Origin of the sequence: Cytobacillus oceanisediminis, from assembly GCF_007830235.1 — a bacterium.
Classification (GTDB): Bacteria; Bacillota; Bacilli; order Bacillales; family Cytobacillaceae; genus Cytobacillus; species Cytobacillus oceanisediminis.
Window position 1 is genome coordinate 1 of record NZ_VLKI01000012.1, and the last position, 24977, is coordinate 24977.

Annotated in this window: 25 protein-coding genes and 1 rRNA gene; 13 read left to right on the forward strand and 13 right to left on the reverse strand. The window is 39.2% G+C overall.

Features of this window, described 5'->3' with window-relative positions; genetic code table 11:
* Both IQ19_RS17660 and IQ19_RS17665 read right to left on the reverse strand, forming a co-directional pair.
* Positions 1–311: ribosomal RNA gene (locus tag IQ19_RS17660) — 16S ribosomal RNA — on the reverse strand; the annotation flags it as partial.
* Positions 312–659: 348 nt separating this feature from the next.
* Positions 660–1598, reverse strand: a complete 939-nt coding sequence (locus IQ19_RS17665) for an alpha/beta hydrolase (protein ID WP_144543691.1) — start codon at positions 1596–1598, stop codon at positions 660–662.
* A 137-nt stretch (positions 1599–1735) separates the two neighbouring features.
* On the opposite strand from IQ19_RS17665, the gene IQ19_RS17670 reads away from it, so the two are divergent.
* Complete coding sequence (locus tag IQ19_RS17670; protein ID WP_144543693.1) at positions 1736–2065, forward strand: hypothetical protein; 330 nt, start codon at positions 1736–1738, stop codon at positions 2063–2065.
* A 411-nt stretch (positions 2066–2476) separates the two neighbouring features.
* Here IQ19_RS17670 and IQ19_RS17675 read toward each other — a convergent pair whose 3' ends face one another.
* Complete coding sequence (locus IQ19_RS17675) at positions 2477–2806, reverse strand: winged helix-turn-helix transcriptional regulator (RefSeq protein WP_144543695.1); 330 nt, start codon at positions 2804–2806, stop codon at positions 2477–2479.
* A gap of 296 nt (positions 2807–3102) precedes the next feature.
* Here IQ19_RS17675 and IQ19_RS17680 point away from each other — a divergent pair, with 296 nt between their 5' ends.
* Together IQ19_RS17680 and IQ19_RS17685 are read left to right on the forward strand one after the other, a co-directional pair.
* Positions 3103–4299 carry an MFS transporter gene (locus tag IQ19_RS17680; protein ID WP_144543696.1) on the forward strand — a complete coding sequence of 399 codons (1197 nt, stop codon included), beginning with the start codon at positions 3103–3105 and terminating at the stop codon, positions 4297–4299.
* A gap of 18 nt (positions 4300–4317) precedes the next feature.
* Positions 4318–5151, forward strand: a complete 834-nt coding sequence (locus tag IQ19_RS17685) for an aldo/keto reductase (RefSeq protein ID WP_144543698.1) — start codon at positions 4318–4320, stop codon at positions 5149–5151.
* A 188-nt stretch (positions 5152–5339) separates the two neighbouring features.
* On the opposite strand, the gene IQ19_RS17690 is transcribed toward IQ19_RS17685, so the two are convergent.
* Both IQ19_RS17690 and IQ19_RS17695 read right to left on the reverse strand, forming a co-directional pair.
* Complete coding sequence (locus IQ19_RS17690; RefSeq protein ID WP_144543700.1) at positions 5340–5585, reverse strand: hypothetical protein; 246 nt, start codon at positions 5583–5585, stop codon at positions 5340–5342.
* Positions 5586–5673: 88 nt separating this feature from the next.
* Entirely contained in the window at positions 5674–7299 is a 1626-nt protein-coding gene (locus IQ19_RS17695) for an ATP-binding protein (RefSeq protein ID WP_144543702.1), read from the reverse strand.
* Between the two features lie 458 nt (positions 7300–7757).
* On the opposite strand from IQ19_RS17695, the gene IQ19_RS17700 reads away from it, so the two are divergent.
* Positions 7758–8210 (forward strand): DUF305 domain-containing protein, encoded by a 453-nt coding sequence (locus IQ19_RS17700; RefSeq protein WP_144543704.1) that lies wholly within the window; start codon positions 7758–7760, stop codon positions 8208–8210.
* 51 nt (positions 8211–8261) lie between these two features.
* Here IQ19_RS17700 and IQ19_RS17705 read toward each other — a convergent pair whose 3' ends face one another.
* On the reverse strand, positions 8262–8603 hold the full coding sequence (locus IQ19_RS17705) for a zinc ribbon domain-containing protein YjdM (RefSeq protein ID WP_144543705.1): 342 nt from the start codon (positions 8601–8603) through the stop codon (positions 8262–8264).
* A gap of 187 nt (positions 8604–8790) precedes the next feature.
* Here IQ19_RS17705 and IQ19_RS17710 point away from each other — a divergent pair, with 187 nt between their 5' ends.
* From IQ19_RS17710 to IQ19_RS17720, 3 genes are all read left to right on the forward strand, one after another.
* On the forward strand, positions 8791–9186 hold the full coding sequence (locus IQ19_RS17710) for a (deoxy)nucleoside triphosphate pyrophosphohydrolase (RefSeq protein ID WP_144543706.1): 396 nt from the start codon (positions 8791–8793) through the stop codon (positions 9184–9186).
* Positions 9187–9543: 357 nt separating this feature from the next.
* Positions 9544–10239 carry a galactosyltransferase-related protein gene (locus IQ19_RS17715; RefSeq protein ID WP_144543707.1) on the forward strand — a complete coding sequence of 232 codons (696 nt, stop codon included), beginning with the start codon at positions 9544–9546 and terminating at the stop codon, positions 10237–10239.
* Positions 10240–10428: 189 nt separating this feature from the next.
* On the forward strand, positions 10429–10911 hold the full coding sequence (locus IQ19_RS17720; RefSeq protein ID WP_144543709.1) for a glycosyltransferase family 2 protein: 483 nt from the start codon (positions 10429–10431) through the stop codon (positions 10909–10911).
* Positions 10912–11778: 867 nt separating this feature from the next.
* Here IQ19_RS17720 and yeiL read toward each other — a convergent pair.
* Entirely contained in the window at positions 11779–12450 is a 672-nt protein-coding gene (gene yeiL / locus IQ19_RS17725; protein WP_144543711.1) for a transcriptional regulator YeiL, read from the reverse strand.
* 83 nt (positions 12451–12533) lie between these two features.
* On the opposite strand from yeiL, the gene IQ19_RS17730 reads away from it, so the two are divergent.
* From IQ19_RS17730 to IQ19_RS17740, 3 genes are all read left to right on the forward strand, one after another.
* Positions 12534–13739, forward strand: a complete 1206-nt coding sequence (locus tag IQ19_RS17730; RefSeq protein ID WP_144543713.1) for an MFS transporter — start codon at positions 12534–12536, stop codon at positions 13737–13739.
* Between the two features lie 315 nt (positions 13740–14054).
* Positions 14055–14537 carry a hypothetical protein gene (locus tag IQ19_RS17735; RefSeq protein ID WP_144543715.1) on the forward strand — a complete coding sequence of 161 codons (483 nt, stop codon included), beginning with the start codon at positions 14055–14057 and terminating at the stop codon, positions 14535–14537.
* 372 nt (positions 14538–14909) lie between these two features.
* The gene (locus tag IQ19_RS17740; protein ID WP_144543717.1) at positions 14910–15584 is read left to right on the forward strand and encodes a DUF421 domain-containing protein; all 675 of its coding nucleotides are present in this window, start codon (positions 14910–14912) and stop codon (positions 15582–15584) included.
* Between the two features lie 298 nt (positions 15585–15882).
* Here IQ19_RS17740 and IQ19_RS17745 read toward each other — a convergent pair whose 3' ends face one another.
* Complete coding sequence (locus IQ19_RS17745; protein WP_144543719.1) at positions 15883–16500, reverse strand: DUF3298 and DUF4163 domain-containing protein; 618 nt, start codon at positions 16498–16500, stop codon at positions 15883–15885.
* Between the two features lie 183 nt (positions 16501–16683).
* Between IQ19_RS17745 and IQ19_RS17750 the strand changes: the two genes are divergently transcribed.
* Positions 16684–17412: a UTRA domain-containing protein gene (locus IQ19_RS17750; protein ID WP_144543720.1), complete on the forward strand. Its 729-nt coding sequence runs from the start codon at positions 16684–16686 to the stop codon at positions 17410–17412.
* A 41-nt stretch (positions 17413–17453) separates the two neighbouring features.
* On the opposite strand, the gene IQ19_RS17755 is transcribed toward IQ19_RS17750, so the two are convergent.
* From IQ19_RS17755 to IQ19_RS17775, 5 genes are all read right to left on the reverse strand, one after another.
* Positions 17454–18275, reverse strand: a complete 822-nt coding sequence (locus tag IQ19_RS17755) for a PfkB family carbohydrate kinase (RefSeq protein ID WP_144543722.1) — start codon at positions 18273–18275, stop codon at positions 17454–17456.
* 14 nt (positions 18276–18289) lie between these two features.
* Positions 18290–19174 carry a carbohydrate ABC transporter permease gene (locus tag IQ19_RS17760; protein WP_394140812.1) on the reverse strand — a complete coding sequence of 295 codons (885 nt, stop codon included), beginning with the start codon at positions 19172–19174 and terminating at the stop codon, positions 18290–18292.
* A gap of 1 nt (position 19175) precedes the next feature.
* On the reverse strand, positions 19176–20054 hold the full coding sequence (locus IQ19_RS17765) for a carbohydrate ABC transporter permease (protein ID WP_144543726.1): 879 nt from the start codon (positions 20052–20054) through the stop codon (positions 19176–19178).
* A 69-nt stretch (positions 20055–20123) separates the two neighbouring features.
* A complete protein-coding gene (locus tag IQ19_RS17770; protein ID WP_144543904.1) occupies positions 20124–21404 on the reverse strand; it encodes an ABC transporter substrate-binding protein in 1281 nt (426 codons plus the stop codon).
* A 72-nt stretch (positions 21405–21476) separates the two neighbouring features.
* Entirely contained in the window at positions 21477–22466 is a 990-nt protein-coding gene (locus IQ19_RS17775) for an SIS domain-containing protein (protein ID WP_144543728.1), read from the reverse strand.
* A gap of 314 nt (positions 22467–22780) precedes the next feature.
* Between IQ19_RS17775 and IQ19_RS17780 the strand changes: the two genes are divergently transcribed.
* On the forward strand, positions 22781–24514 hold the full coding sequence (locus IQ19_RS17780; RefSeq protein WP_144543730.1) for an ABC transporter ATP-binding protein: 1734 nt from the start codon (positions 22781–22783) through the stop codon (positions 24512–24514).
* 174 nt (positions 24515–24688) lie between these two features.
* Positions 24689–24910, forward strand: a complete 222-nt coding sequence (locus tag IQ19_RS17785; protein WP_144543732.1) for a hypothetical protein — start codon at positions 24689–24691, stop codon at positions 24908–24910.
* Positions 24911–24977: the final 67 nt, after the last annotated feature.

Below are 24977 nucleotides of genomic sequence, written 5' to 3' on the forward strand. Positions count from 1 at the left end.
CACCCTCTCAGGTCGGCTACGCATCGTTGCCTTGGTGAGCCGTTACCTCACCAACTAGCTAATGCGCCGCGGGCCCATCTGTAAGTGATAGCCGAAACCATCTTTCAGCTTTCCCTCATGTGAGGGAAAGAATTATCCGGTATTAGCTCCGGTTTCCCGAAGTTATCCCAGTCTTACAGGCAGGTTGCCCACGTGTTACTCACCCGTCCGCCGCTGACTTCCGGGAGCAAGCTCCCAGAAGTCCGCTCGACTTGCATGTATTAGGCACGCCGCCAGCGTTCGTCCTGAGCCAGGATCAAACTCTCCATATAAGAGTTGATTAAGCTCATAAGTTGTCTTTTAAAAAAGACTAAAGAATTAACGTTGACGTTTCTGCTTTGTTTAGTTTTCAAAGAACTATTTTGCTGAGCTTCTTTCGAAGTGACAACGAAATTCATTGTATCATCTTCTCGCGAAGAAGTCAACTTCTTTTTTCAACTTTTTCTGTTTGATATTCAACAGATTAAAAAGTTTTTTGTTGCCGTTGAGTGATTACCTCTTAGCGACAAAAACTATCATACAATAATTTTATAGTTAAAGTCAACACCTAATATAAAAAAAGTGCATGCCCTATTTATAACACTACAACAACACTGAAAGAGCACATACCTTTTCTTCTATTATAGGATATATTTTTCAGCCCACTGCCTAATTAAAGATAGCATTTCCGGGCTCAGCGGTTTAGTGAGGCTTTTTTTATAAATAGATTTAAGCTTGATCATGGATACAGGGTCTTCCTGATCTCTTAGAAGATGATTCATATCTCCTACATTATAGGCCTCTGCAGGTCCATTTACTTTCTCAGCAAAAAGGCGCACGTGTTCAGGATTCACCTGGACATCTTTATTTCCCGTAATCGCTAGCACCGGACAAGTAATAGCAGCCAAATCCTCTTCCATCTCATATTGAAAATACTCGCGTGCCCACTTCGCGTTAATCTTTGTAAAGCCTTTTTTCATTACCGTCTCATCAGACACCACCATTTCATCGAATAACTTTTTCTGTTTGTTAACAGTAGTTTTGTGCACTTTTAAAGCTCTTAGTAATAGACCATTAAATCCTTTCATTTCGGTTACTTCCTTTTCAAGCAGCATTGCCTGCATTTCAGACGCTTTCCTCACATTATCCGCTTGCCCGGCCAGAAGAATTATACCTGCTGCCTTTACTTGCTTATTAATAGGAGGAATCAATGAGCACCCTTCGCTATGCCCCAGCAGAAAAATTCTTTCTGGATCAATTTCCGGAAGCTCGCGTGCTGCCCCAACAGCAGCCGCACCATCGTTAACCAAATCCCACATGCCAGTTTCAAAATAGTCGCCACCACTCTCGCCTGCTCCCCGCTTGTCATATCTAAGTACCGCTACTCCAAATAAAGCAAAAAATTCAGCGAGCATTTTATAAGCATTCATTTGCATATGCTTCACATTGGCATCCCGGTCTACAGGCCCTGATCCATGAAAAATGACGACAAGCGGGAGTTTCCCATCAGATTGCTTTGGCAGGCTTACCGTTCCCTTTAGAATTACATCTGTTCCAAACTGAATATCACGCTCTTCCATCTACAGCACCCCAAACTTATGCTTTTTATGATAAGACGCTTAAGCGGAAAAGTCGTTCATTTTTTTAAGCTAATTCTAAATAAACTTTTAAGGCAATACTAAAGGCAAATCTTAAATGTTTTTAGGAGGGATATGCCATGCCACGGAAATCTGCCGCAGCCAGTCAAGAAGAAGAAAAGGAAAAGGATACGGAAGAACCTGTACCTGCCAGTGAAAAAAAGGAAGATGAAATAGATAAACTAAATCGAATGTTAGCCGCTGTATTAAATTATCTGTCAGATGACGAAGTTGAAGAAATCGATATCGAATACCTTCTGACTCATACAGAAGGCCTTCGTGAGTGGTGGGATCAATATCGGGAAAACAACAAAAAACAAATCGAGGAAGAAATAAAAAAATCTCTGGGTTCGCTGTCTTTGGAGGAGCTTGAAAGCATCCGGGAACAGATAAAGGAGAAAAAGAATTAATTTGTGCATTCCTTAGTTTGAGGATTGCTGTTTATTTCAGAATTAGAATTTACTTCAGATAGAAAATAAGGATCTGGTACTCCCTTTTCAGCATCAGCCTGTCAGGTCCTCGCTAAGTGAAAAAGGACCGGGCGACAGATGTGGCACGCAGGGCTCCAGCGATGCTGCGCTCATCTTAAGCACCATATGTACATTTTTGTATTTTATCTTAATTCCCCTGGGTATTCCGTTAATAACTTTCACCTATAGATAAATCACATAAAAAGCGGGGGTTCATTGGCACCTCCCCTTTTAAAATTCACCCTATATGTTTGACCTCATATAGAACGAACGATTAAACGTGGAACCACGAATTGGCAGCAGAGACAATAAAAAGATCCGCCTGCAGCCTGCAAACGAATCCTTACAAAATTATTGTTCCACAAGCTCCCCGCCTGTCAGTTCAATATGCCCTTCTCCCCAGCTGCACATGGCATCCAGAATCGGACGGAGAGACCAGCCGTAATCTGTTAAAGAGTAGACAACCTTCGGAGGAACCTGATCATAAACAGTACGGTTGACAACACCATCAGCTTCAAGTTCACGGAGCTGCTGGGTCAGCATTTTTTGAGTAATTCCAGGCATCAGCCTTTTTAGCTCGCTTGTTCTTTTCTCTCCTTTAATTAAATGGCACATGATGACGACTTTCCACTTCCCCCCAATTACATCGAGCGTCGCTTCTACAGGAATATTGTAAGCCATCTTCATTCCTCCCTTTATATTATAGGCACTTAAAAGTACCTACATTACTTTAAAGTGCGTACTGTTCATTCCGTTACATGCCATCCATAATAGCATAAGGAAGCACGAAACAAAATGGTGAAATTGACCATAGGGTACTTTTTAGTGCCTAAATCACTTTAAAGTACGTACTATTCACTTTATCTTTTATGCTTCATAATGACATTCATCAAGGCAGTATAGCCAAATTTAAAAGGCGCCAGGCTATGAAGTCTTTGCTTCATCAACTTTTTTAAATATAAGGAGGAATCTTTCATATGAGTTCCATTGCAATAAATACTCAAAAAGAAAAAGTCGGCACTCCCGCCCTGCTCGCACTGGCGATCAGTGCATTCGGAATCGGCACCACAGAATTTGTGCCTGTCGGTTTATTGTCCACCATGTCCAATGATTTAGGAATATCGATTACCCTAGCCGGCTTATTAATTTCCGGTTATGCAGTTGGAGTCGCCATAGGGGCACCTATTCTGACGGCCTTGACCAGTAAAATGAGCCGAAAATCCTTACTCATGTCTTTAATGGTTTTATTTATCATCGGGAATTCCGTTGCAGCGATGTCCGCGTCTTTTAGTCTTTTACTAGCAGCACGCTTTATCACAGCTTTTTCACACGGAATCTTCTTCTCGATTGGCTCTACGATTGCCGCAGATTTAGTTCCTGAAAACAAACGGGCTAGTGCGATTGCCTTTATGTTCACCGGATTAACCGTTGCGACCGTTACAGGCGTTCCTCTGGGAACATTTATTGGCCAAATGTTCGGCTGGAGAGCTACTTTCTGGGGAGTGGCGCTGCTTGGTGCAATCGGGATTATCTCTAGTGCCATCCTGGTTCCTAAAAACCTTAAAGAAGCACCGCCTTCCAAATTCAGTGAACAGCTGAAAATAGTAAGCAGCGGCAAACTGCTTTTAGCCTTTAGCATCACTGCCCTGGGATACGGCGGAACCTTTGTGGCATTTACGTATCTGACTCCGCTTCTTGAAGACGTGACAGGCTTTAGCCCTAAATGGGTCAGCATCATTTTGCTTGCCTACGGCGTCGCGGTAGCTATCGGAAATGTCATTGGCGGTAAAGCTTCTAATAAAGATCCCTTAAAGGCTTTGTTCTGGATGTTCGTCCTGCAAGCCATTATTCTGGTCCTGTTAACCTTTTCAGCACCATTTAAGGCACTAGGTCTTATCGCTATTTTCTTAACGGGCTTATTCGCGTTCATGAATGTGCCAGGCCTTCAAGTTCTTGTTGTAAACCTGGCTGAAAAATATGTACCATCTGCTGTCAACGTCGCTTCTGCTTTAAACATTGCTGCCTTCAACATCGGAATCGCTATCGGCTCATTTGCCGGCGGTCTCATTGTCGATTCTATCGGGCTTATTCACACACCTTGGATTGGCGGTGTGATGGTATTAGGGGCAGTATTATTAACCGGCTTACTGAGAAATCTTGAGAAAACCAACTAATTAAAGGAGTGTCTCGAAATGAACAAACGATCTTTACCAAGTACTGTTACACTTGCAAATGGAGTAAAGATGCCAAAGATTGGCCTTGGCGTATTTAAAGTAGAAAATGAAGAAGAGCTTTTAACTGCGGTTAATGCAGCCATTGAAACTGGATATCGCAGCATCGACACAGCGTCCATTTATGGCAACGAAGAATGGGTAGGAAAAGCCATTCGCCAGTCAGGACTCAATAGAGAGAAACTTTTTATTACCTCGAAAGTGTGGAATGCAGACCAAGGCTATGAAAAAACACTTCAGGCATTTAATACTTCCCTGGAGAAAATGGGTATGGAATATCTCGATCTTTATTTAATCCATTGGCCTGTCGAAGGAAAATATGCTGACACTTGGAGAGCGCTTGAGGAGTTATACAAGGAAGGCAGAATAAAAGCCATTGGCGTCAGCAACTTTCAGGTTCACCATCTTGACAAGTTATTAAAAACAGCAGAAATCAAACCGATGATCAATCAAATTGAACTGCACCCGAAATTATCGCAGAAAGAACTTCGCTGCTACGCTGGCCAGCATGACATAAAAATCGAAGCATGGGCCCCATTAATGCAAGGCGGATTGCTTGAAAACGAAATTCTGAACGGACTGGCTAAAAAACATGGAAAGTCTGTTGCCCAAATTGTCTTAAGATGGCATTTGCAAAACGAGATTATCATAATCCCCAAATCAACGAAGGCGTATCGAATCAAAGAAAATGCCGATTTATTTGGATTTGAGTTATCTGATGAAGACATGAACCTTATCGATTCCTTAAATGAGGATTTACGTGTTGGACCGGATCCTGACCATTTCGATTTCTAAACAATTTTACAAAATCACTAATTAATAGAAGCGAGACGCCCAGAACGTCTCGTCTCTTTTTCTCATTAAAATGATAAGATTACTTAATAAAACCCCTTCTATTGCACAAGATATATAAAACTAGAATGGATAGATGCAGTGAAGATTTAGTGAAATAAAAAGGGGGATTATTCCATGATTTTCTTTATTTACCTCGTGATTAATATGCTGCCATGCTGATTATTGTATTTCGATTTTCCAAAAGGAAGCTTATGGATCCAGCCCTTGAAGCATCCCCATAAAATATATGAAAGCAGGAGGCAATAGCGCCCCCTGCTTTTTCCAATTTGGATATTGACCTCATATACTGAATACAAAACGGACACTTCCCCAAGATAGCCTTGTATATTATAGTTTACAAGTACATAAACATCCATCTCAGGGTTATAAAGCATGAAGGATCTAAATACCTCCAGCGCTTTTGAATATCTTCTTCATTAATAAAAAGAAGCGGATCTGGAACAGACACTTCTCTATCTCCTATCAACTCGCCAATGGCAAAGTAATTTCTATCAAAGTGCCCTCATTTACTTTGCTTTTATAAGAGATCCTGCCATTATGCTGCTTGATAATTTTATGGCAGATCATCAATCCAAGCCCTGTCCCCTTCTCTTTCAAGGAATAAAAAGGCTCACCCAGACGCGGCAGCAGTTCTTCCGGAATTCCGCAGCCCTGATCTTGAACAGAAACCATACACTCTCCTTCTGCACTATGCCCCAAATGAATGCTTATGTCCCCGCCATCACGCATGGCCTCCATGGCATTCTTAAAAATATTCAGGAAGACCTGTTTGATTTGGTTCTTTTCGCATGTGATAAAAAAATCTGGCTCCTCAAGAACTATATTAAATTGAACAGCATTCATATTGGCTTGCGGAGATAGCAGCTCGATTGTATTCTCGATAATTTCCCGCAAATTTGCACGGTTCATTTGGATCGCCTGCGGTTTTCCAAGTGATAGCATTTCGCTTGTGATGTTTTCAATACGCTCAAGTTCATTTAGCAGCAAATCATTATATTCAATATGGCTGTTTTCACTTTTATAAAGCTGAACGAATCCTTTAATCGTTGTAAGAGGATTGCGGATTTCATGCGCCACTCCCGCTGCGAGCTCTCCAACGATGGATAGTTTTTCTGATTGCAAAAGAAATTCCTCTGCTTTTTTGCGTTCAGAAATATCTCTGCTGATCATAACAATATGCTCGATCACATGGTTCTCACTCATAACAGGCATGCAGCGCGATTCAAAATCAATCCAATGGCCCGCTTTATGCTTAAGGCGAAATTCCATTGCCGCAGCCACATTGTCTTCATATGCCTTATACATAATTTGATCAAACATATCCGCATCATCAGGATGTAGAATCCAATATAATTCCATCCTTTTAAGCTCTGAATCTTTGTATCCTAAAACCAGTTCATGAGATGGAGAGAAATAGCTAATTGATTGCTCCTTGTCCAGTACAACAATAAGGTCAGATGTATTCTCCGCGATGAGCCGGTATTTTGATTCGCTTTCTGCCAGCGACTTTTCCATTATCTTTTTTTCCGTTATGATCCTATGCAGCCTTTCATAGGACTCAATGAGCAATCCTCCAATAAGCACACCTAAAATGATAAACAGTAGATATTGAAGGTGAAAAATAGGATTATCCCTAAATACGTTAAAAGTGATCGGGACAACAATAATATAGGAAATAATATAGGACCCCAATAGAATCATACATTTCTTTATGAATTTGAGGTTTTTAGCATACTTATCTATGACTGTAAAAACAAGCATGATGACCAACCAGCCAACGATAGCCGGCAGCCAATTTTCACTTGCCATTAATCGGGATACAAGCGCAATACTCCCTGTGACAAGTCCCGGAACTGGTCCAAGATAAGCAAAAACTAAAAGGATTACCGCATAACGGATATCATAGGAATACCCTTTTTCCTGAACTGATAGCGTTACGAGAACCGATGATACAACTCCTGCATATATGGCTCCCCAAAGACGCAGCCACTTAAGAGGCTTATGATTAATGAAGGTACGAATGACTAATGGTGTACTGACCATTAAAGATAGCATTGAGAGATTCACAATGTAGTCTAAAAGAATCAACGGGCTCCCACCTATATTTATCAATTTCTTAATATTCTTTCTTTATCATAAACCAGAGATGTTGCTGTTACCACTACTATTTTAGGCTTTTTTAAGCAGGACCTTTTTGACTATTCATTGAATTATCCAGTGGGTAAAGAAAGTATAAGAGGGAGCAAAACCTATGTCATTATTAATAGAGAATATCCACGGTATTATTCAGGAATCAACCTCTTTATCACCAAAGAAATCGCCCTGATTAGCTTTATTGAAATCAATGGCATCATTAACCTCGAATTTGGTAATGCCTGGCGGTTCCCTAAGCAAAATACGCCTGCTTTTTCATTGCAATCTTAATAGAAGAGCCAGTACCTGTACAGGAACTGGCTCTTCTTTTTTTAAAAATTTCGTTTGATAGGTACCTAGGTGGGGAAGTCGATATATATATACGCACTATAGTATTTAAGGAGGAAGATTAAATGAAGCAATATGGGAAATTCCTTGCTATGATTGCCGTTTCTACTTTTATTATGTATTGGCTTATGTTCTTGAATGTATTCCAATTTAATCATGTCTTTTACAGCCAAACGAGAGTGTTCATGGCACTGATCATGGGATCGGTGATGGCAGTCGTGATGTTGCTGTTCATGTGGAAAATGTACAAGAATACAAAAATAAATGCGATGATTCTCGCCGGCAGCGCCCTTGTGTTTGCTGTTTCCCTCTGGCTAGTGCGCAGCCAAACAACAGTTGATGATACCGGCTGGATGAAAGCAATGATTCCGCACCACTCCATTGCCATCCTCACAAGCGAGCGCGCCAACATTGAAGACCCGCGAGCACAAAAGCTTGCAGACGAAATTATCAAAGCACAGCGAAAAGAAATTACCGAGATGAAGAAATTGATAGAGGATCTTGAAGACGAAAAGTAATATATCCCTCAAAAAAACAGCCAGTTCCCCAAGTGGAACTGGCTGTTTTTTTTATACCTTCTTCACAAACTCGGACTTCAGCTTCATCGCACCAAAGCCATCAATTTTACAATCAATATCATGGTCGCCATCAACCAGGCGGATATTTTTCACTTTAGTCCCTATTTTAATAACAGAAGAAGATCCTTTCACTTTAAGATCCTTAATGACCGTTACCGTATCTCCGTCATTCAGCACATTGCCATTTGAATCCTTAATTACCTTTTCGTCCTCACGACTTTCAGCTTCTGACTCCGCTGTCCACTCATGCGCACACTCCGGACATACAAACAGCGTTCCATCCTCATACGTATACTCCGAGCTGCACTTCGGGCAATTTGGCAAATTAGACATTCCCTTTTCCTCCACACTCGATATAGTTTCACCCTATTATAAATAAAATGAGGGGTTTTTGTAAGGTAGACTATTTAATCAAACATTTGATTGAAGTCTGAAAAAGGCTGCTGCCAAGCCCATTTTTAGCTTTCTCCTAAAAGTGATATGATGGAATTCATATACACTGTAATGAGGAGGACCGCCTTTGAAAAAACATCTCAAAGTAGTAGCAGCTATTATTGAAAATGATCAAAATGAAATCCTCTGTGCACTAAGATCCCCGCAAATGCCACAAGCTAATATGTGGGAGTTCCCAGGCGGGAAAGTAGAACAAGATGAGGATTTGTTCTCTGCTTTAAAAAGAGAAATTGACGAGGAATTGGGCTGTAAGATTGAAATAGCCGGTCTGTTCAATGACAATATCCATGAATATGAAACCTTCATTATCAACCTAATCTCCATCAAATGCAGGATTGTTGAAGGCACTCCAGCTCCGAGTGAGCACTCTAAGCTGATCTGGCTTAAGCGGGAAAATCTTAGCTCGTTGAAATGGGCACCTGCGGATATACCAGCTGTTAAACAGGTGATGGCTGAAAAATAGGTTTCCCAAAGAGTCTTATTTGGGAACACCTATTTCTTTAAGGACATATCCAAGTAATTATCCCCCTCAATTGGCGAATTTAATTTAATTTAATTATTTTCTCTCTACATTCTTTAAAATGAAGGCTTTTCTGTTTGCAGCTTCATTCAATTTGTAATAGGTTATTAGAATAAGGCAACGATGGTGGTTACTGAATCCTTATAAAAAAAGTAGTTACTGCTGAGAAAATCTCCTTCCATCTTTAATTTACCCCGTTTAATAACCTTTTTCCGCTAAATATTCTAGAGTTTCGTCTATTCAAATAAATATAGAGTGCATACTATGTTTATAGAAATAGGTATTTAGGAGAGATTAATAATGCTTGAGCAAGTTTCCATCCTTATTCCCTATAAACCAGGTCATAGCCAAAGAGATTTAAATTTTGAGTGGATTATAAACTTTTATCAATCAGCGATGCCTGAAGCAGAACTTTGCATTGGTATATGTAACGATAAGGAATTCAATAAATCCAAAGCTGTTAATTTAGCTGCTCAACAAGCGACACGTAATATATTTGTAATTGCTGATGGGGATATCGTGTACGATCCTTCTATTATAGTAGAAGCTGTCGAATTACTAAAAGAGAACGCCTGGGTTGTTCCATTTAGTAAAGTGATAAATATTTCCAGAATGGACACCAATAAAATATTAAGAAGAAAACCAAACTGGCCGCTTAGAGTTAAAGTAAAGGCTTATCAGGTTGAGAAATATTATAAGAATTTCGCAGGAAAATTAAATGTGATCACTCGGGAAAAATTTTTAACTGCAGGCGGATTCGATGAAAGGTTTTATGGATGGGGTGGGGAGGACGATGCATTTTGTTATGCTGTCAATACTTTGTGTGGACCGTTTAAAAGAATCAATGGCAGAAAGGTTTACCATTTGTGGCATCCACATATTGTCTGGAAAAATTCCCTTAATAAAGAGAAAAATCTAAGATTGCTTAATTTATATAAGAAAGCAAACGGCAACAAAGATCAAATAATGGATCTTATTTTTTCGCGAGAATCATAAAAATAAAAAATCCAGTAAGAAGACGATAACATTTATGTGTATTCTCTTGTCTAAAGAAGCTAGTTTTACTGTTTCCCATTTAGTCGAGAAGCTTCTTATGAAAAATGATAAGGTAATTGAATAAAGTTTGAAAAAACTTTTTTTATTTAAACTTGTTTCCTTTTATTTAATCCAAAGGGGGGAATAAATTTGTTTATCTCTGTTGTGATGTCTGTTTACAATACAGAACAATATGTAAAACAAGCCGTAGATAGCATTCTTTATCAAACCTACAAAAACTTTGAATTTGTCATTATTAACGATGGTTCCACAGATAACACCAGGAACATATTAGAGGATATTGAAGATAATCGGGTGAAAATTATTCATTTGAAAAAAAATCATGGAGTTGCTTACGCTCGTAATCTTGGGATTCAAGAAGCGAAAGGTGATTGGATCGCCGTACAGGATGCTGATGATATAAGCATGCCTTCGAGACTAGAGAAGCAAGCTAAATTTATAGAATCTAATCCTCATGTCATTGCTGTAGGCAGCAAGATTGAATGTATATCTGGTAAACCAGCTGTATCAAGAAAAATATTAAATGGTATTGCCGCCTTCCATAATTCCCTTCTGACTAAAGATGATCTTCTTAAAGAACGGTTTAGGTCCTTGTCCTCTGTCTCACGGTAGTTGTATTTTTTCAAAAAAAGCCTTTGAAACCGCCGGAAAATATGATTCTAATTATCGGTTAATTCAAGATTATGATCTTTGGCAGCGCATGTTTAGCATTGGTTCAATCGAAATGGTACCTGAAATCCTCTATCTATATAGAGTCCATCAGAACTCGTTAACAAATAATAGTAGAAGTGCCTTTTGTATTGAAATGAATCAAATATCTATAAAGTATATTTGCGAAATTTGTTTTGGCCATAAAGTAAAAAAACCAGTGTTTATAGTATTTGGCCCTAAGCAGCATTGCAAAATTTTTAAAGATCATGTTGTACAATACGGAAGTTATAAAATACATCAATACGTGTTCTTTAAACATTATAAAGACAACTTGGATTCATCTTACCGCAAGTTTAAGAAGGGAGCTGTTGACGGAATTATTATACTGGATCCGCATAAAGGGAATGAATGCAAAAAAATATTGTCATATTTCGAATCAAAAGAGATGAATTATAATCAAAACTTGTTTAGCCTTTATAATATCCTCGAATAATCAAACAACACGGCATTGCTACTTTATCTTTAAAATAGGAACCCTAGCATTAATTCCATAATAGTTTGGGACATAACAAAGGGATCCTTGAAAGATTGTTGTGTGAATATACGTGATTCCCCCACCTCGAATTTGCCTAAATGATCTGCCCTAGTAATCTCTTATCTTTTCCCATTCTTTCCTATTATAGTCACCATGTTATTCTCTTTTCTTTTTCCCGAAAACCTACTGCTACCGGAAGTAAAAGTGCCTGTCCCCACATACTTTGTCTACCTTTTGGAATCAGTCCACAGGCACTTTTGTGAAACAAACATTCTATTTACCGCGCGGTTCGTTTATTTATTCATCAGCTTCCCGGCAAGTTCATTTAATGCACTGTGCTTTTGAATGCGATAATGCCGTCCTTCCTTTTGCAAATACCCCTTATCGCAAAATTGCGTCAGCACATACAATAAGTGGCGATAGGAGACGCCTAAAAAATCACAAACAGTTACATGTTTTTCCTTATAAACCTCGCCATCAGCTGTTTGCAAAATAAAATCCGCAAGCCGGTTTTCAAGCGGGAAGGCAAGACTTTGGGAATACTTTGCGGCCATTTGTGTTGCTTTTAGGCTTAAAAACTTGGTTAGTTCACGCAGAAATTTTGCATCATCCAGCATTTGTTTGCGGCAGCGATGAAAAGGAATCGCAAAACAAATCGTCTTTGTGGAGGTTTGGATTCCTTTTGTATAGTAAATTTGATTTAACAATTCCATTTCTCCTATATAATCATTCGCATTAATAAAATTAATTAAGGAAACCTTTCCATTTTGATGTGTTACATAAATTTTGGCTTTGCCTTCAATGACATAAAATAAAAAATCCGGCCGCATGCCTTCTTGAATAATCCATTCATTGCGTTTATATTCACGCACCTCTATAAACTCTTCAATCGCAAAAGAGAATAAATGCCCAATCGAAAATTCCTCTATATAGCGTTGCCTTTTCTCGTTTTTATAAATTTCCATAGCTCGCCGCCTCAATAATATGAGATATCTCATATTATTGTATGTATCTCCATGGTATTATGCAAACATTAGGAGGATACAGAATGAACACACAACGCTGGATGAGCACACAGTTTTTTAGTTTCTTTATGACATGGGGTATTTTTTTGCCCTATTGGACAGGTTGGATCATTTATGCAAAAGGATTTACAGTTACTGAAGCCAGTTTGATTATGAGTTTAGGGTTAGTTGCACGCGGCCTTTCTACATTATTTGCCTTTCCTTATTTATCGGGTAAATTCAGCAGTAAAACCCTATTAAATGGGATGGCAATCGGCACGGTGATTTCTCTTCTAAGTTGTATTCCCGCGGACTCCTTTGCAAGCTTACTTGCGGCAACGTTATTTTTGCACTTTTTTTACCCATCGTTGATGCCTGCATTGGATAGCGCTGCTGGCGTACTTGTACAGAGTAAGCAATTGAGACATTACGGGAAGAGCCGTTCCTGGGGGTCCATCGGGTTTGTTGTGAGCGGCTTAATCTTAACTATTTTTACAGGGGCTCTTGGTGATGAAGTGATTTTATGGGCATTATTACTCGGCGCATTGGTATTCATGTCTCTTTGCCTTATGCCCGCACCTGATGCATTATCTGAAAAACCAAAAGTGGATCATACAAAAAAAGGCGGCATGCTGAAATTATTTCGTATCAAACACTTTGGGTTGGTGCTCATCATAGTCATTCTGCTGCAAGCGGCACACGCTTCTTACTACAACTATGGCTATTTATTTTTACAAGAAATTCACGCACCCAAATATTTAATTGGCGTGATTATTAACATAGCCGTGATAGCAGAAATCTTTTTCTTTGCCATCGCCGATCGAACCTTTCAAAAATTTTCAGTTGGCTCTTTACTGGCACTAGCAGCACTTGGTTCAACTGTGCGTTGGATATTAGTATTTGCCTTTCCAAACGTCATTGTGTTTTCCATTGCACAAACATTGCATGCATTCTCATTTGCGCTGGGGCATTATGCCTTTATGAAATTCTTATTCAAAAATATTCCACATGCTCAGGTTCCAAACGCACAAGGAATATACTCAGCGCTGGCACTTAGCTGGAGCACAGCGGTGTTCACCATTTTCGGCGGCTACTTATACGAAATTGAGCCGCGATACGCATTTATCGGGATGATTATTTGTACCATTCCATCGATGCTTCTTGCCCTTATTTATCGGCAAATAGACCATAAAGTGGTTGAACCAACGAAAATATTCGATCAAAAGCTAAATAGTAAAATAAGCGTGTGACTATAAATGGTTACACGCTTTTTTCATTTTTATTAATCTCGTTACTTATGGTACGTTCCCCGTAATGTAGGTAAACACAAATTTCTATTTGACCATAAAGTATATATCAGCATTTAATAGAAACCCCAAGCTTAAATCGTATATAAAGAATGAGATAAAACCCTCTAAATGGTAGCCAACCGCAAACATTATTCCTAATTGGAATGTTATTCTGCTTAACCAAGTCGGTGTGCAATTTCTTTTATCGGATAAATCGAATAAATATATGAACCGAGAGTAACACTACGCATAAAACTAATGTGGGGTATTAATGACATGAAACAGATTATTCTCTGGTCACTCTTGATATTGCCTTGGGCGTCCTTGTTTTTTTTGAAAATGGATACTATACGCAGGTACATGCCGGTCGCTCTATTTATGACCGTTATTCATACCTTGGCATATCAAGCAGCTTACCATTACGGATGGTGGAAAGAGACAGGTTCCAGTCTGTTCGGGTGGGATAAAGTCGTCCCGGTTCCTTGGGTGTATGGAGCATATTTAGTTATAGTTATCTGGGTATTCCGCTTTACTTTCGGGAAATTTTGGATGTATTTGACCGTCAATATACTTTTGGATGGGTTATTTATGTACATCGTTTACCCGGTATGGCAACAGATGGGGCTTGTTTCGAGTAAATCGACTTTGCCTACAATAGCTATTGTTGCTATGATGGTCGGTTTTGCGCTTAGCATCTATCTGTATCAACTGTGGCAGGACGAAGTGTTCAAACAACCTGAAAGCGAAACTCATAAATGACCAAGAACTGACTTAGCATCCCCTTCACCGAATCATAAGTAATATGCTTTCACAACACATTCTATTAGCCCGCGTCACCAAATATAAAGGCTTTCCCCCTACAGCTTCCTATCGTACACAAAAATGCCTGTCCCCACATCCTTTAAAGCATGTGAAGACAGGCACTTCAATTTCAGCACCAACAGGACCATCTATCTCCATAAATAGACCGCACTTCCTTAAAACTGTAAGTCTGAGAATAATTAAACTATCTTAGATACCTCATATCAATCATACAATTATTTGAAATAATACGTATCACCCTCCTGATTTTTGGTAAGGATAATAGTATATAATTTTTTCAGTTTCTAAGATGCTCAGGGGGAATAAACAGTGGAAATAATTCAAATGTCTACAAAATTAGCTGTAGGTTTCTTTTTGCTATTTTTTTTAATCAGAATAATAGGAAAGAAATTAATAGGACAATTTACTCCATTTCATTTTATTTCAGCAATTGTTCTTAGCGAATTGTTGGGAAACGCTGTTTATCAAAATAATGTACCCCTTATCCATATTATTTTTACTATTGTTATATGGGGAGGTTTGCTATTTTTGGTTGAATACCTAGCTCAAAAATCCCTATTACTAAGAGAAATATTTGAAGGCAAACCTTCAATGGTTATAAGGAATGGCCAGATTGATTTTGAACAATTGAAAAAGAGCCGAATGAACATTAATCAACTGCAAAGTCTTCTGCGCCAGAGCGAGACTTTCTCGGTTCGTGAAGTTGCATTTGCCTTTATCGAATCAAACGGTTCCATAAGCATATTAAAAAAATCACCCTATCAAAAAACGACCTTGCAAGACTTTAATATGCCCCCTCAACATGTATACCTTCCCATAACGCTTATTAGTGACGGAAAGATCATTAATGAGAATTTAGAAGAAATAAACAAAGATAACATATGGCTAAATAATCAGTTGTTAGCCCAAGGTATCCATAAAATTGAAGACGTCTTTTTGGCTGAATGGCTGGAAAATGATAAATTATTGGTTATAACATACTGAAGAATCATACAGAAATAATAGTGTTAATTAGAAAGGTCTTACTTTTTCAAGTGAATATAACACTTTTTGCTTAACCACAACGGTACGTACAAAAGAAAACTTCATCCGTCTGCCTTCAAATAAACTTGCTGGCTATTTTTCGGTGTCTTTCTTATATAGCTCTGGTAATGATAATAACCGTTAAAAAACCTTATAGTAAAAAAGTCTTCGCTAAAAAATAGTACTATGAAGGAACAGCTGCTTTTTTTCATATAAATGAGCGAAGAGGACACCGCCCCAGCAGTATCCCTCCACATCTTCAATTCATCGCCATCCTTCCCAACGGTCCATTCTCATCAATAATATCCTGCAAATCATAAACAGAAATCGGGAACATCGGGAATCCATAAGCATAGGGCGTTATTTCATAGAGCTGAAAATAGACGACCAGTGCTTTGTCTGCAATATAAAAATCCTGGTCCGGCTTAATAGCAGTAAAATTAACAAGCAGCGGTATGTCACGCTCCTTTATCTGTACACCAATCAAGTCTGAAATCCGTTTTACATAGTCGCTTCCCGGTTTAAATAAATCCTTTAGCGCGACCTGCTGACCCTTCTGCAGATCAAATGTCAGGGATTTTATGACCGTCATCCCATGTGCAGCATGATAGTGATACACATAGTTGTTCAAAGACAAACTCAGTACATCACGCTGATTATTTTTTATCTCATAATATCCATACAAATCTACAACAGTCGTATCCATATTGCCTGTTTGTTCGTTAATGAGCTGCTGGTTTACTCTAACAATCGTGCTGTTGATAAAATGCTGCAGCTGTTTATTTTGCATCCCGGTCACCCGGGGATAATAAACCACTTTAGTCGGCCCGCTGCTGATCGTCATCGTTTTAATGCCTGCTGGAAAATTAATCGCCACGGCTATCCATCCTTTTTGGGTTTTTACCTATCTTATTCATTTATGTAAAGATGGTAACAAAAAGACTGGGCCTATATTATACAGCCATCTGAATATTTACAAATTTTCACACATTTTAACTATACTCTTAAAGCAATTTAGTTATATAATATTATATAACGATATTATTACGGAGGAGCCTTTATGAAATTAAATAATTCAAGTTCAAGGCCATTGTACGAACAGTTAATCCATAATATAAAGGATGCTATTGAAAAGGAAGTGTACCTTCCAGGCAAAAAAATTCCCAATGAAGGGGAACTTTGTGACATTTATGGGGTCAGCCGAATCACCGTGAGGAGAGCCATTCAGGAATTGGTGGAAGAAGGCCTATTAGAGAGAAAACAAGGAAAGGGCACATTTGTATGCAGAAGAAAGTTAGCCCGGGAATTAGTCACTATAGATGGATTCTCTAATTTCAGCAAGCAGCTGGGGAGAAAATCTTCTAAAAAAGTATTAGGCTGTGAAGAAATTAAAGCAACTAAAGAAATCGCGAATGCTCTTCAGCTGGAAGTTGATTCTCCTGTACTAAAGCTCTCACGAATTATGTATTTTGATAATGAGCCTTTTTCAATTGATGTTGCACACTACTCTCTTGAACGATTTCCGAACCTGCTAAAGAGGATCTTTGATTATGATTCCACCTATGAGGTTTTGAGAAATGTTTATCATGTGGATATGCAGGCAAGTTCATCCAAGAAAATCCTTACAGCCGTACCGGCAACGGAAAAAGAAGCAGAACATCTGGAATGTGACATGGGAGATATGCTTTTTAATATTGATAAAACGGTCTATGATGATAAAGGTGTACCTATTCATATTTCTATGACGAAAGTTCCTACCACACATATCGCCTTTACCATATCAACATAAAAAAATGGAACCAGCTCTTAAATGAGGCTGGTTCCTTCTTTTTATCCAACTAATGCTTTTCCAAACCCAAACGCCCCATGGACTTCACATGTTCTTGCCGCCCTATAGGCAGCGATCTGCAATGATTCTTCAATTGGATTTCCATTTAACCGATGTGTTAAAAAGCCGGCTATAAACGAATCCCCTGCTCCAAGTGTATCAATAACATTAGCCTCTTCAATTCCTTGATTGTACCGATTTGTCCCGTCTGACATAACAACTCCCTTAGAGCCCCTTGTTATGACAGCATTGAGGCACCCAAGTTCATGAATTTTGTTCATTAACTTTTCAATTTCTTCATCGCTATAATCACTTCCTGAAACAAAGGCAAAATTGATATAAGGACACACCCTTCGCAAAAGCTCATCAGTAAAATGATTGGAAAAATCGTAGGAAATCGGAATAGCTCCAGACAGTTTCTCCAGCTGATCATCCAAGCTGCTGTAGATACTGGTATGGAGAACATCGTATGTTTTAATATAATCATAATCATCTTCTGCCAGTTTCAGCTTCAACTTTGACTGAATACCACCTTTATTGGACTTAACAAAAATCCTGTCCCCTTCATCATTAAGGTCCACATATGCTTTGCCGCTCTCTCCATATGCTTTCCGGATTTTGCTGATTTCTACTTTATTCAGTTTAAGCGATTCTATAATATGCTCTCCTTCAGCATCGTTTCCCACAATCCCGATAAACGCTGTTTCCTCAGCTCCATACTGTTTTGACAAAACCGCAACATTTAAAGCATTTCCTCCAGGAAACATCTCGTTTCGATCTTTATATACATCTACCACGTTATCTCCTATAGCAATTAATCTCATTTTTTCTGTTCCTCCTAACCTTTTACACTTCCTGAAGCAAGACCGCGGATAAAATATTTCTGCATAAATAAAAACAGAATAATAATTGGTGCCGCAGAGATCATCAGTCCTGCCAATAAGACACCCCAGTTTGTCTGCAGGGCATCCCGGAATTGCATTAACCCTGCAGGTATCGTTTTCAATGCCTCTGAATCAACAAAGATTAAAGCAAACATAAATTCATTCCACGTAAAATAGGCTGTCAAAACCACGCCTGTTAACAAAATGGGCAAATTAAGCGGAATGAATATTTTCGTAAAAACCGTCCATGTACTGCAGCCATCCAAAAAGGCTGACTCCTCTAACTCCTTTGGAACATCAAGAAAAGCAGCCCGGATCAGGAGGATGGTGATGGGAATTCGATAAGCCACATAAGGAAGGATCAATGCCAGGTAAGTATCATGTATTCCTAGTGCCTGGATAAGCTTGTACAAAGGAACCAGGCTTACCTGCGGGGAAAGCATCATTCCTGCCATACAGATTATAAGCAATGTGTTCTTTCCTTTAAATTCAAAACGTGTTAAGCCGTACGCTCCAAGCGCGCTGAGGAAAACTGTCAGCAAGCATGTGGAAACGGTAACGATTGTACTATTTAAAAAGTAACCAGAAATTCCTGTTTCCCATGCATGGGCATAATTAGAAACAAGCCAGCTTTGCGGCAATGCCCAGCTGTTGGCGAAAATCTCTTCCGTTGTTTTAAATGAGTTGATAACCATCCAAAATAACGGATAAGCAATTACAATGAAATAGAAGATTAGTATAGAGAATAAAGGAATTCCTTGAACTGCAGATTTATATCTAAATGGTTTCTTCATAACTGGATTAAACTCCTGTTGAGCAATTGCTTTATTCGTCTCCATCCTAACCATCCTTTCCTGTTTTAAATAATTTCATTTGAACCAGTGAAACAAGTAATGTAAGGATAAGAATGACTGTTGCGATAGCAGACGCATAACCCATTTGATCCTTGAAGAAAGCTGAATTATAGAGAAGTGTTCCTAAAACCTCACTTGCATTCCCAGGTCCTCCTCCAGTTAAAATATATGGTTCATTAAAGACTGTGAAAGCTCCAGTTAAAGTGATTAAGGTAGCAACAAATAGCATTTCTTTTACTTGCGGAACTGTAACATAGATAAATTTGCGTATCTTCCCTGCTCCGTCAATTTCTGCAGCTTCATATAATTCTTTTGGAATCGCCTGGATCGCAATAATAAATAGCATCATGATATACCCAATACTTTGCCACTGCGATACGGCAATAACCGCGAATATAGCTGTTTCCGATTCCCCCAGCCAAGCTCTTGTCCATTCTTCAAGACCTAATAGAGTCAGCAGACTGTTTAATAAACCAATATCAGGATTGTAGATAAAACTGAATAATAAGGCTATGACTGTTATGGAAATGACAACAGGAAGGAAAAATACAGTCCGGAAAAAACTGCTTACAAATCTCGTAACCGGATCCTCCAGGATTGCTGCTAAGACGAGTCCCCCAAACACTTGAAAGATAATGGATATGACTGCATACCAGATATTATTTTTCAAAGCTATATAAAAAACCTCATCTTGAAAAAGAGTAAGGAAGTTTTCAAAGCCAACAAAAACTTTATCAGGAGAAAATGCCGAGAATTCATAAAAGCTAAATCGAAAATTTTCTATAATGGGATAATAAACAAAAACCCCCATTAACAGTAAACAAGGGGCAATATATAAAAATGGAACAACTTTTCGGCTAAGCATATTGACCACCTCTTTCTTTTAAATGGGGAGGCCAAAAACCAGCCTCCTCTTCTCTATATATTGTTTACACTATTTTTTGACCTTTTTTGCTGCTGCTTGCACATCTGCCATCACTTCTTCTGGCGTTTTCTTTCCATCCAGCATTTGCTGTGTGCCATTCAGATATGCATCAACAATAGAGATATCAACAGCTGTGTCAAACCATAGATAGGTTTTTTCAGCATTGACAATTAAATCAATGGCTTCTTCCTGTAATTTAGAGGCATTTTCTGTAGTGGTTGTCCCTTTCACAGCACTATATTCACTAACTTCTTTAAGCTGTTCGGTGCCCTTTTCCTTTGAAGTTAAGAACTTAATGAACTCCATTGCCTCTTCAGGGTGTTTTGTTTTGGAAGAAATCATAATTCCCTCAGGTGCGGCAGTGATTGAATTAGGATTGCCTTCACCGCCCTCAATGCTAGGTGTATTAAAGACCCCTAAATCCTCTCCTAAAGATGGTTCAATTAATCCAATTTCAGCTAATTGGAAATAACCCATTGCTGCTTTCCCACCATTAAATAACTCACGAGAGTATTGATGGTCCACCGAATTTACACCTTTATTGAAAAAAGGTTCAAGCTCCATAAACTTTTCCAAAGCCGTAACGTAACCTGGATGTGAAAAATCACCTTCAGGATTGTTCGGATCATAATCCTTGGCAATTACATCTTCCGGAACAATCAGTTCATTCAGAGATCCAATATAATGGGAAATCGTCCAAGGTGCCTTGCTTCCAAAAGTAATAGGAGTAATGCCGGCATCTTTAATTTTTTCTGAAACCTCAATAAGTTCACTCCAGGTAGAAGGGGGTTCAAGATTTAAATCTTTAAATATCTTTTTATTATAGAAGAAAGCTTTTCCGTCCGTTGACCAAGGAATGCCATATGTTTTTCCATCCAGTGTAAATGGTTTGAATTGGGATTCGATAATTTCCCCTGACCACTCTGTATCACTGTTAATATAATCTGTTAAATCAAGTGCTTGGTCTGCACGAACAAAGTTATAAGCGAATTCGCCGCTCCAGGAGAAATAAACATCAGGTGGATTCTTCGATCCTAAAACAACTCTAATCTTTTCTTTATAAGAATCATTTAAAACCGCTTCTGTCTTAATCTTAATATTTGGATGAAGCTCTTCAAATTCCTTAACAGCTTTTTCAAAATACTGCTTTTTAGGTTCAGTAGGCCAACGATGGAAAAAACGGAGTTCAATAGTATCACTATTAGAAGATGTACCGGCAGAAGAATTACAGCCAGTTATTAAAGAAAGGAGTAAAACTGTAAGAATACCTGCAATTGCTAACCTTTTCATCATTTTGCCCCCTATTTTTAATTGAGTTAAAGCAGTGGAAAAGTGACCGCATCACTTTTCCACTCTATTATTCTAGTATTCTACCTTCCACATATATCTGCGTTTGGACAATGGATGGTTACGCTGCTCTGCCAAATTGTCTGCATACTTTCTTAAAACAAAATTCAGAACAAGCGGAGCAATATAACCTCTAGCTTCCTCTTCAATTCCAGAAAAATCAAAATCTTTAGCATCTAGTACTACTAGCTTCTTTCCATATTTCTTAGAGAATTCTAATGCTCTCTCTTCCAAGAATCTTGTTTCATCCAGTCCAAGAAGAATGATAAATGGTGTTTCTTCGTCAATAATCTCAAATGGGCCATGGAAGTATTCACCAGCGTGGATTGCATGGGAGTGAATCCATTGCATTTCCATTAAGATACAAATGGCAAATGAATAGGCAACTCCATAGTTCGCACCGCTTGCCATCGTATAAATAACCTTCTCATCTTTATACTGTTTTCCAAATTCTACAGCAGAGTCATGCGATTGTGAAGCCGCTTTTTCATATACTGATTGCAAGTTTTCGAGACTCTTCTCAATTACCTCAAACTTGCTATTTCCTTCCACTTCTTTAAGAACGCCAAATACCAGCTGATAGATAACAGAGTAGTTAGTAGTGAAAGCATTTGCCTCTTGTCCCCACTCATATTTAAGAACCACATCAGAAGCCTGAGCCAATGGAGAACCAGGCTCGTTGGTTAAAGAAACAGCCAAGGCCCCTTTACTTCTTGCAAACTTAGCAGCTTCCACTGTTTCAGGGGTTGTTCCAGAATGAGAGCACAGGATAACTAAAGAATTCTGGCCTAGTTTAGAATGATTGCGATGTATAAATTCATTAGAGCTGTATAAGTGAGCATCGATTTTTTGGGCTTCCCGGTCGATCGCATATTTACTCGGATACATAAGTGCAGATGAACCTCCGCAAGCAACAAAGAAAACATTTTCTATATTTTTCTTTCGTACTTCCTCAAGCGCATGTTTAATTTGATTTTTAACATCTACTACTAATTCAGTCGTCATAAATGAACTGCCTCCTTGAATTTTTTATAAAAAATAACCTCTACCCTCCTCGTAACAATACACAACTTTATAATACGTTATATATTGTTATATTTGTTTATATAATATCCCCTGTTGTTTGAGTAGTCAATAAATTTTTCTGAATATTTTAAATACAAAAAACGACATTTTTCACTAACTCTTGTCGAATAGAATGAAAGTTGCCTTTCTCTCTAACTGGCTTGTCTCTATATACCAGAACTATGGATAATAATGTATAATTCAATTGATTAGTAACCATAATCAAAGAAGATATCAAAGACAGGAGCACCTCAATGGATAAGCAGCAAACCAGCCTAAAACCATTCATTTCACTTATACTATCAACAAAAATACCCAAGGCCGCGCTCATCATCGGGTTAACAGCCAGTATCTTAACCACTTTGACCGGCCTTGTTGTTCCATTACTGACCAAAAATCTGGTGGACGGTTTTTCCGTCGAGTCGTTAAGCGTTCCGCTTATCATCGGAATTGGCGCCGCTTTTATCATTCAGGCGATCATCAGCGGAATCTCAATTTACCTCCTCAGCTATGTCGGCCAAAAAGTAGTGGCCCGGCTGCGCGACCGGATGTGGGTCAAGCTGATCCGGTTGCCGGTCAGCTCTTTTGATAAGCAATCCAGTGGGCAAACAGTTAGCCGGGTTGTTAATGATACAAGCATTGTGAGGGACCTAATTTCCAATCACTTTCCGCAATTTATCACTGGGATCATTAGCATTATAGGTGCTATCGTCATATTGCTTGTAATGGATTGGAAAATGACTCTGCTTATGCTCATCTCCGTTCCAGTTACATTGGCGATTATGATGCCCCTTGGCCGAAAAATGGCAAAGATATCGCGCGGCCTTCAGGACGAGACTGCCACTTTTTCCGGCCATATCACACAAACGCTCAGTGAAATCCGCTTAATGAAGTCTTCTACCGCTGAACAAAATGAAGAAGAAAAAGGCTTGGAAGGGATCGATAAGCTGCTTGGCTTCGGTTTAAGGGAAGCCCGTATCTTTGCGATGATCGGCCCGACGATGTACCTGATCATGATGGTCGTCATTGTCATGATTATTGCCTATGGCGGCATGCGCGTGGCGAACGGAACAATGTCGACCGGATCTCTCGTCGCCTTTCTGCTTTACTTGTTCCAGATCATCATGCCGATTACCTCGTTCGCGATGTTCTTTACCCAGCTGCAAAAAGCCAAAGGTGCAACCGAGCGAATAATCGAGATCTTGGATCAGCCGCTGGAAGAAGGACAGGATGGCATCGAAATGGATATCAGCAATCAGCCGATTTCCATTGATAATGTTTCTTTTTTTTATAGCGAGGAGGAACCTGTACTCCAAAACATTTCTCTAGAAGCTCAGCCTGGCCAGATGATTGCCCTGGCCGGTCCAAGCGGAAGCGGAAAAACTACGCTGTTTGGATTACTGGAACGATTTTACGAACCGACTACGGGCAAAATTCGGATTGGCGACACACCAATCCAGGAGATTTCCCTTAAATCCTGGCGCAGCCAAATCGGTTATGTGTCACAGGAAAGTGCGATGATGGCGGGTACCATCCGGGAGAACTTATGCTATGGTTTGGAAAATGCAGAAAGCATCCCGGATAAACGTTTATGGGAAGTCGCAAAAATGGCTTACGCTGATCAATTTATCGAAGCCTTTCCGAAAGGGCTTGATACGGAGGTTGGTGAACGGGGTGTGAAGCTTTCTGGAGGACAACGGCAGCGGATTGCAATCGCCCGTGCCTTCTTGCGGGATCCTAAAATTCTGATGATGGATGAAGCAACTGCCAGCCTGGACAGCCAGTCAGAAAGCATCGTCCAGCAAGCGCTGACCCGCTTAATGGAAGGCCGGACAACCTTTGTCATCGCTCACCGACTTTCCACAATCGTAGACGCAGACAAGATTGTTTTTATCGAAAAAGGCCGAGTTACAGGCATTGGCACACATTACGAATTAGCACAATCACATGGTTTATATCGTGAGTTTGCTGAGCAGCAGCTAGCATAAAATAGGCCAGTCTATCTTAGACTGGCCTAAATAGAACACCTGCCATTCATCTATTTTAACCTGGTTCTCGTGATAAAATATGACAAATTATCCATATAAAAGAGAAAGTAGATTCCTTATAATGGAATTAAGCTCTTTCTTAGTTATGCCCACCAAAAAAGGAGGCTGCGGACTATGCCATTAGATCATACGAAAAACATGCTGCGTACATTGGAGTACTATTCTGATTCCCAAATCACCCAAACCTTCTCCAAAGGATACAAGCAGTTTTTGTCTGTCTGCTACCAGAAAAGCTCAAAGAGTTTTGAAGTAACGTATGTTGAAACACTTGTGAAGGAAAAATTTCCGGATGTTGAATCTGCTGCGACTGCAATCGAAAAAGCTCTTAATAATTAGAGAAAAGTTGCCTCTTTCTTTACGCTTCGATTTCCCCCTCTCTTACTATCCTATTTTTAGAACCGCT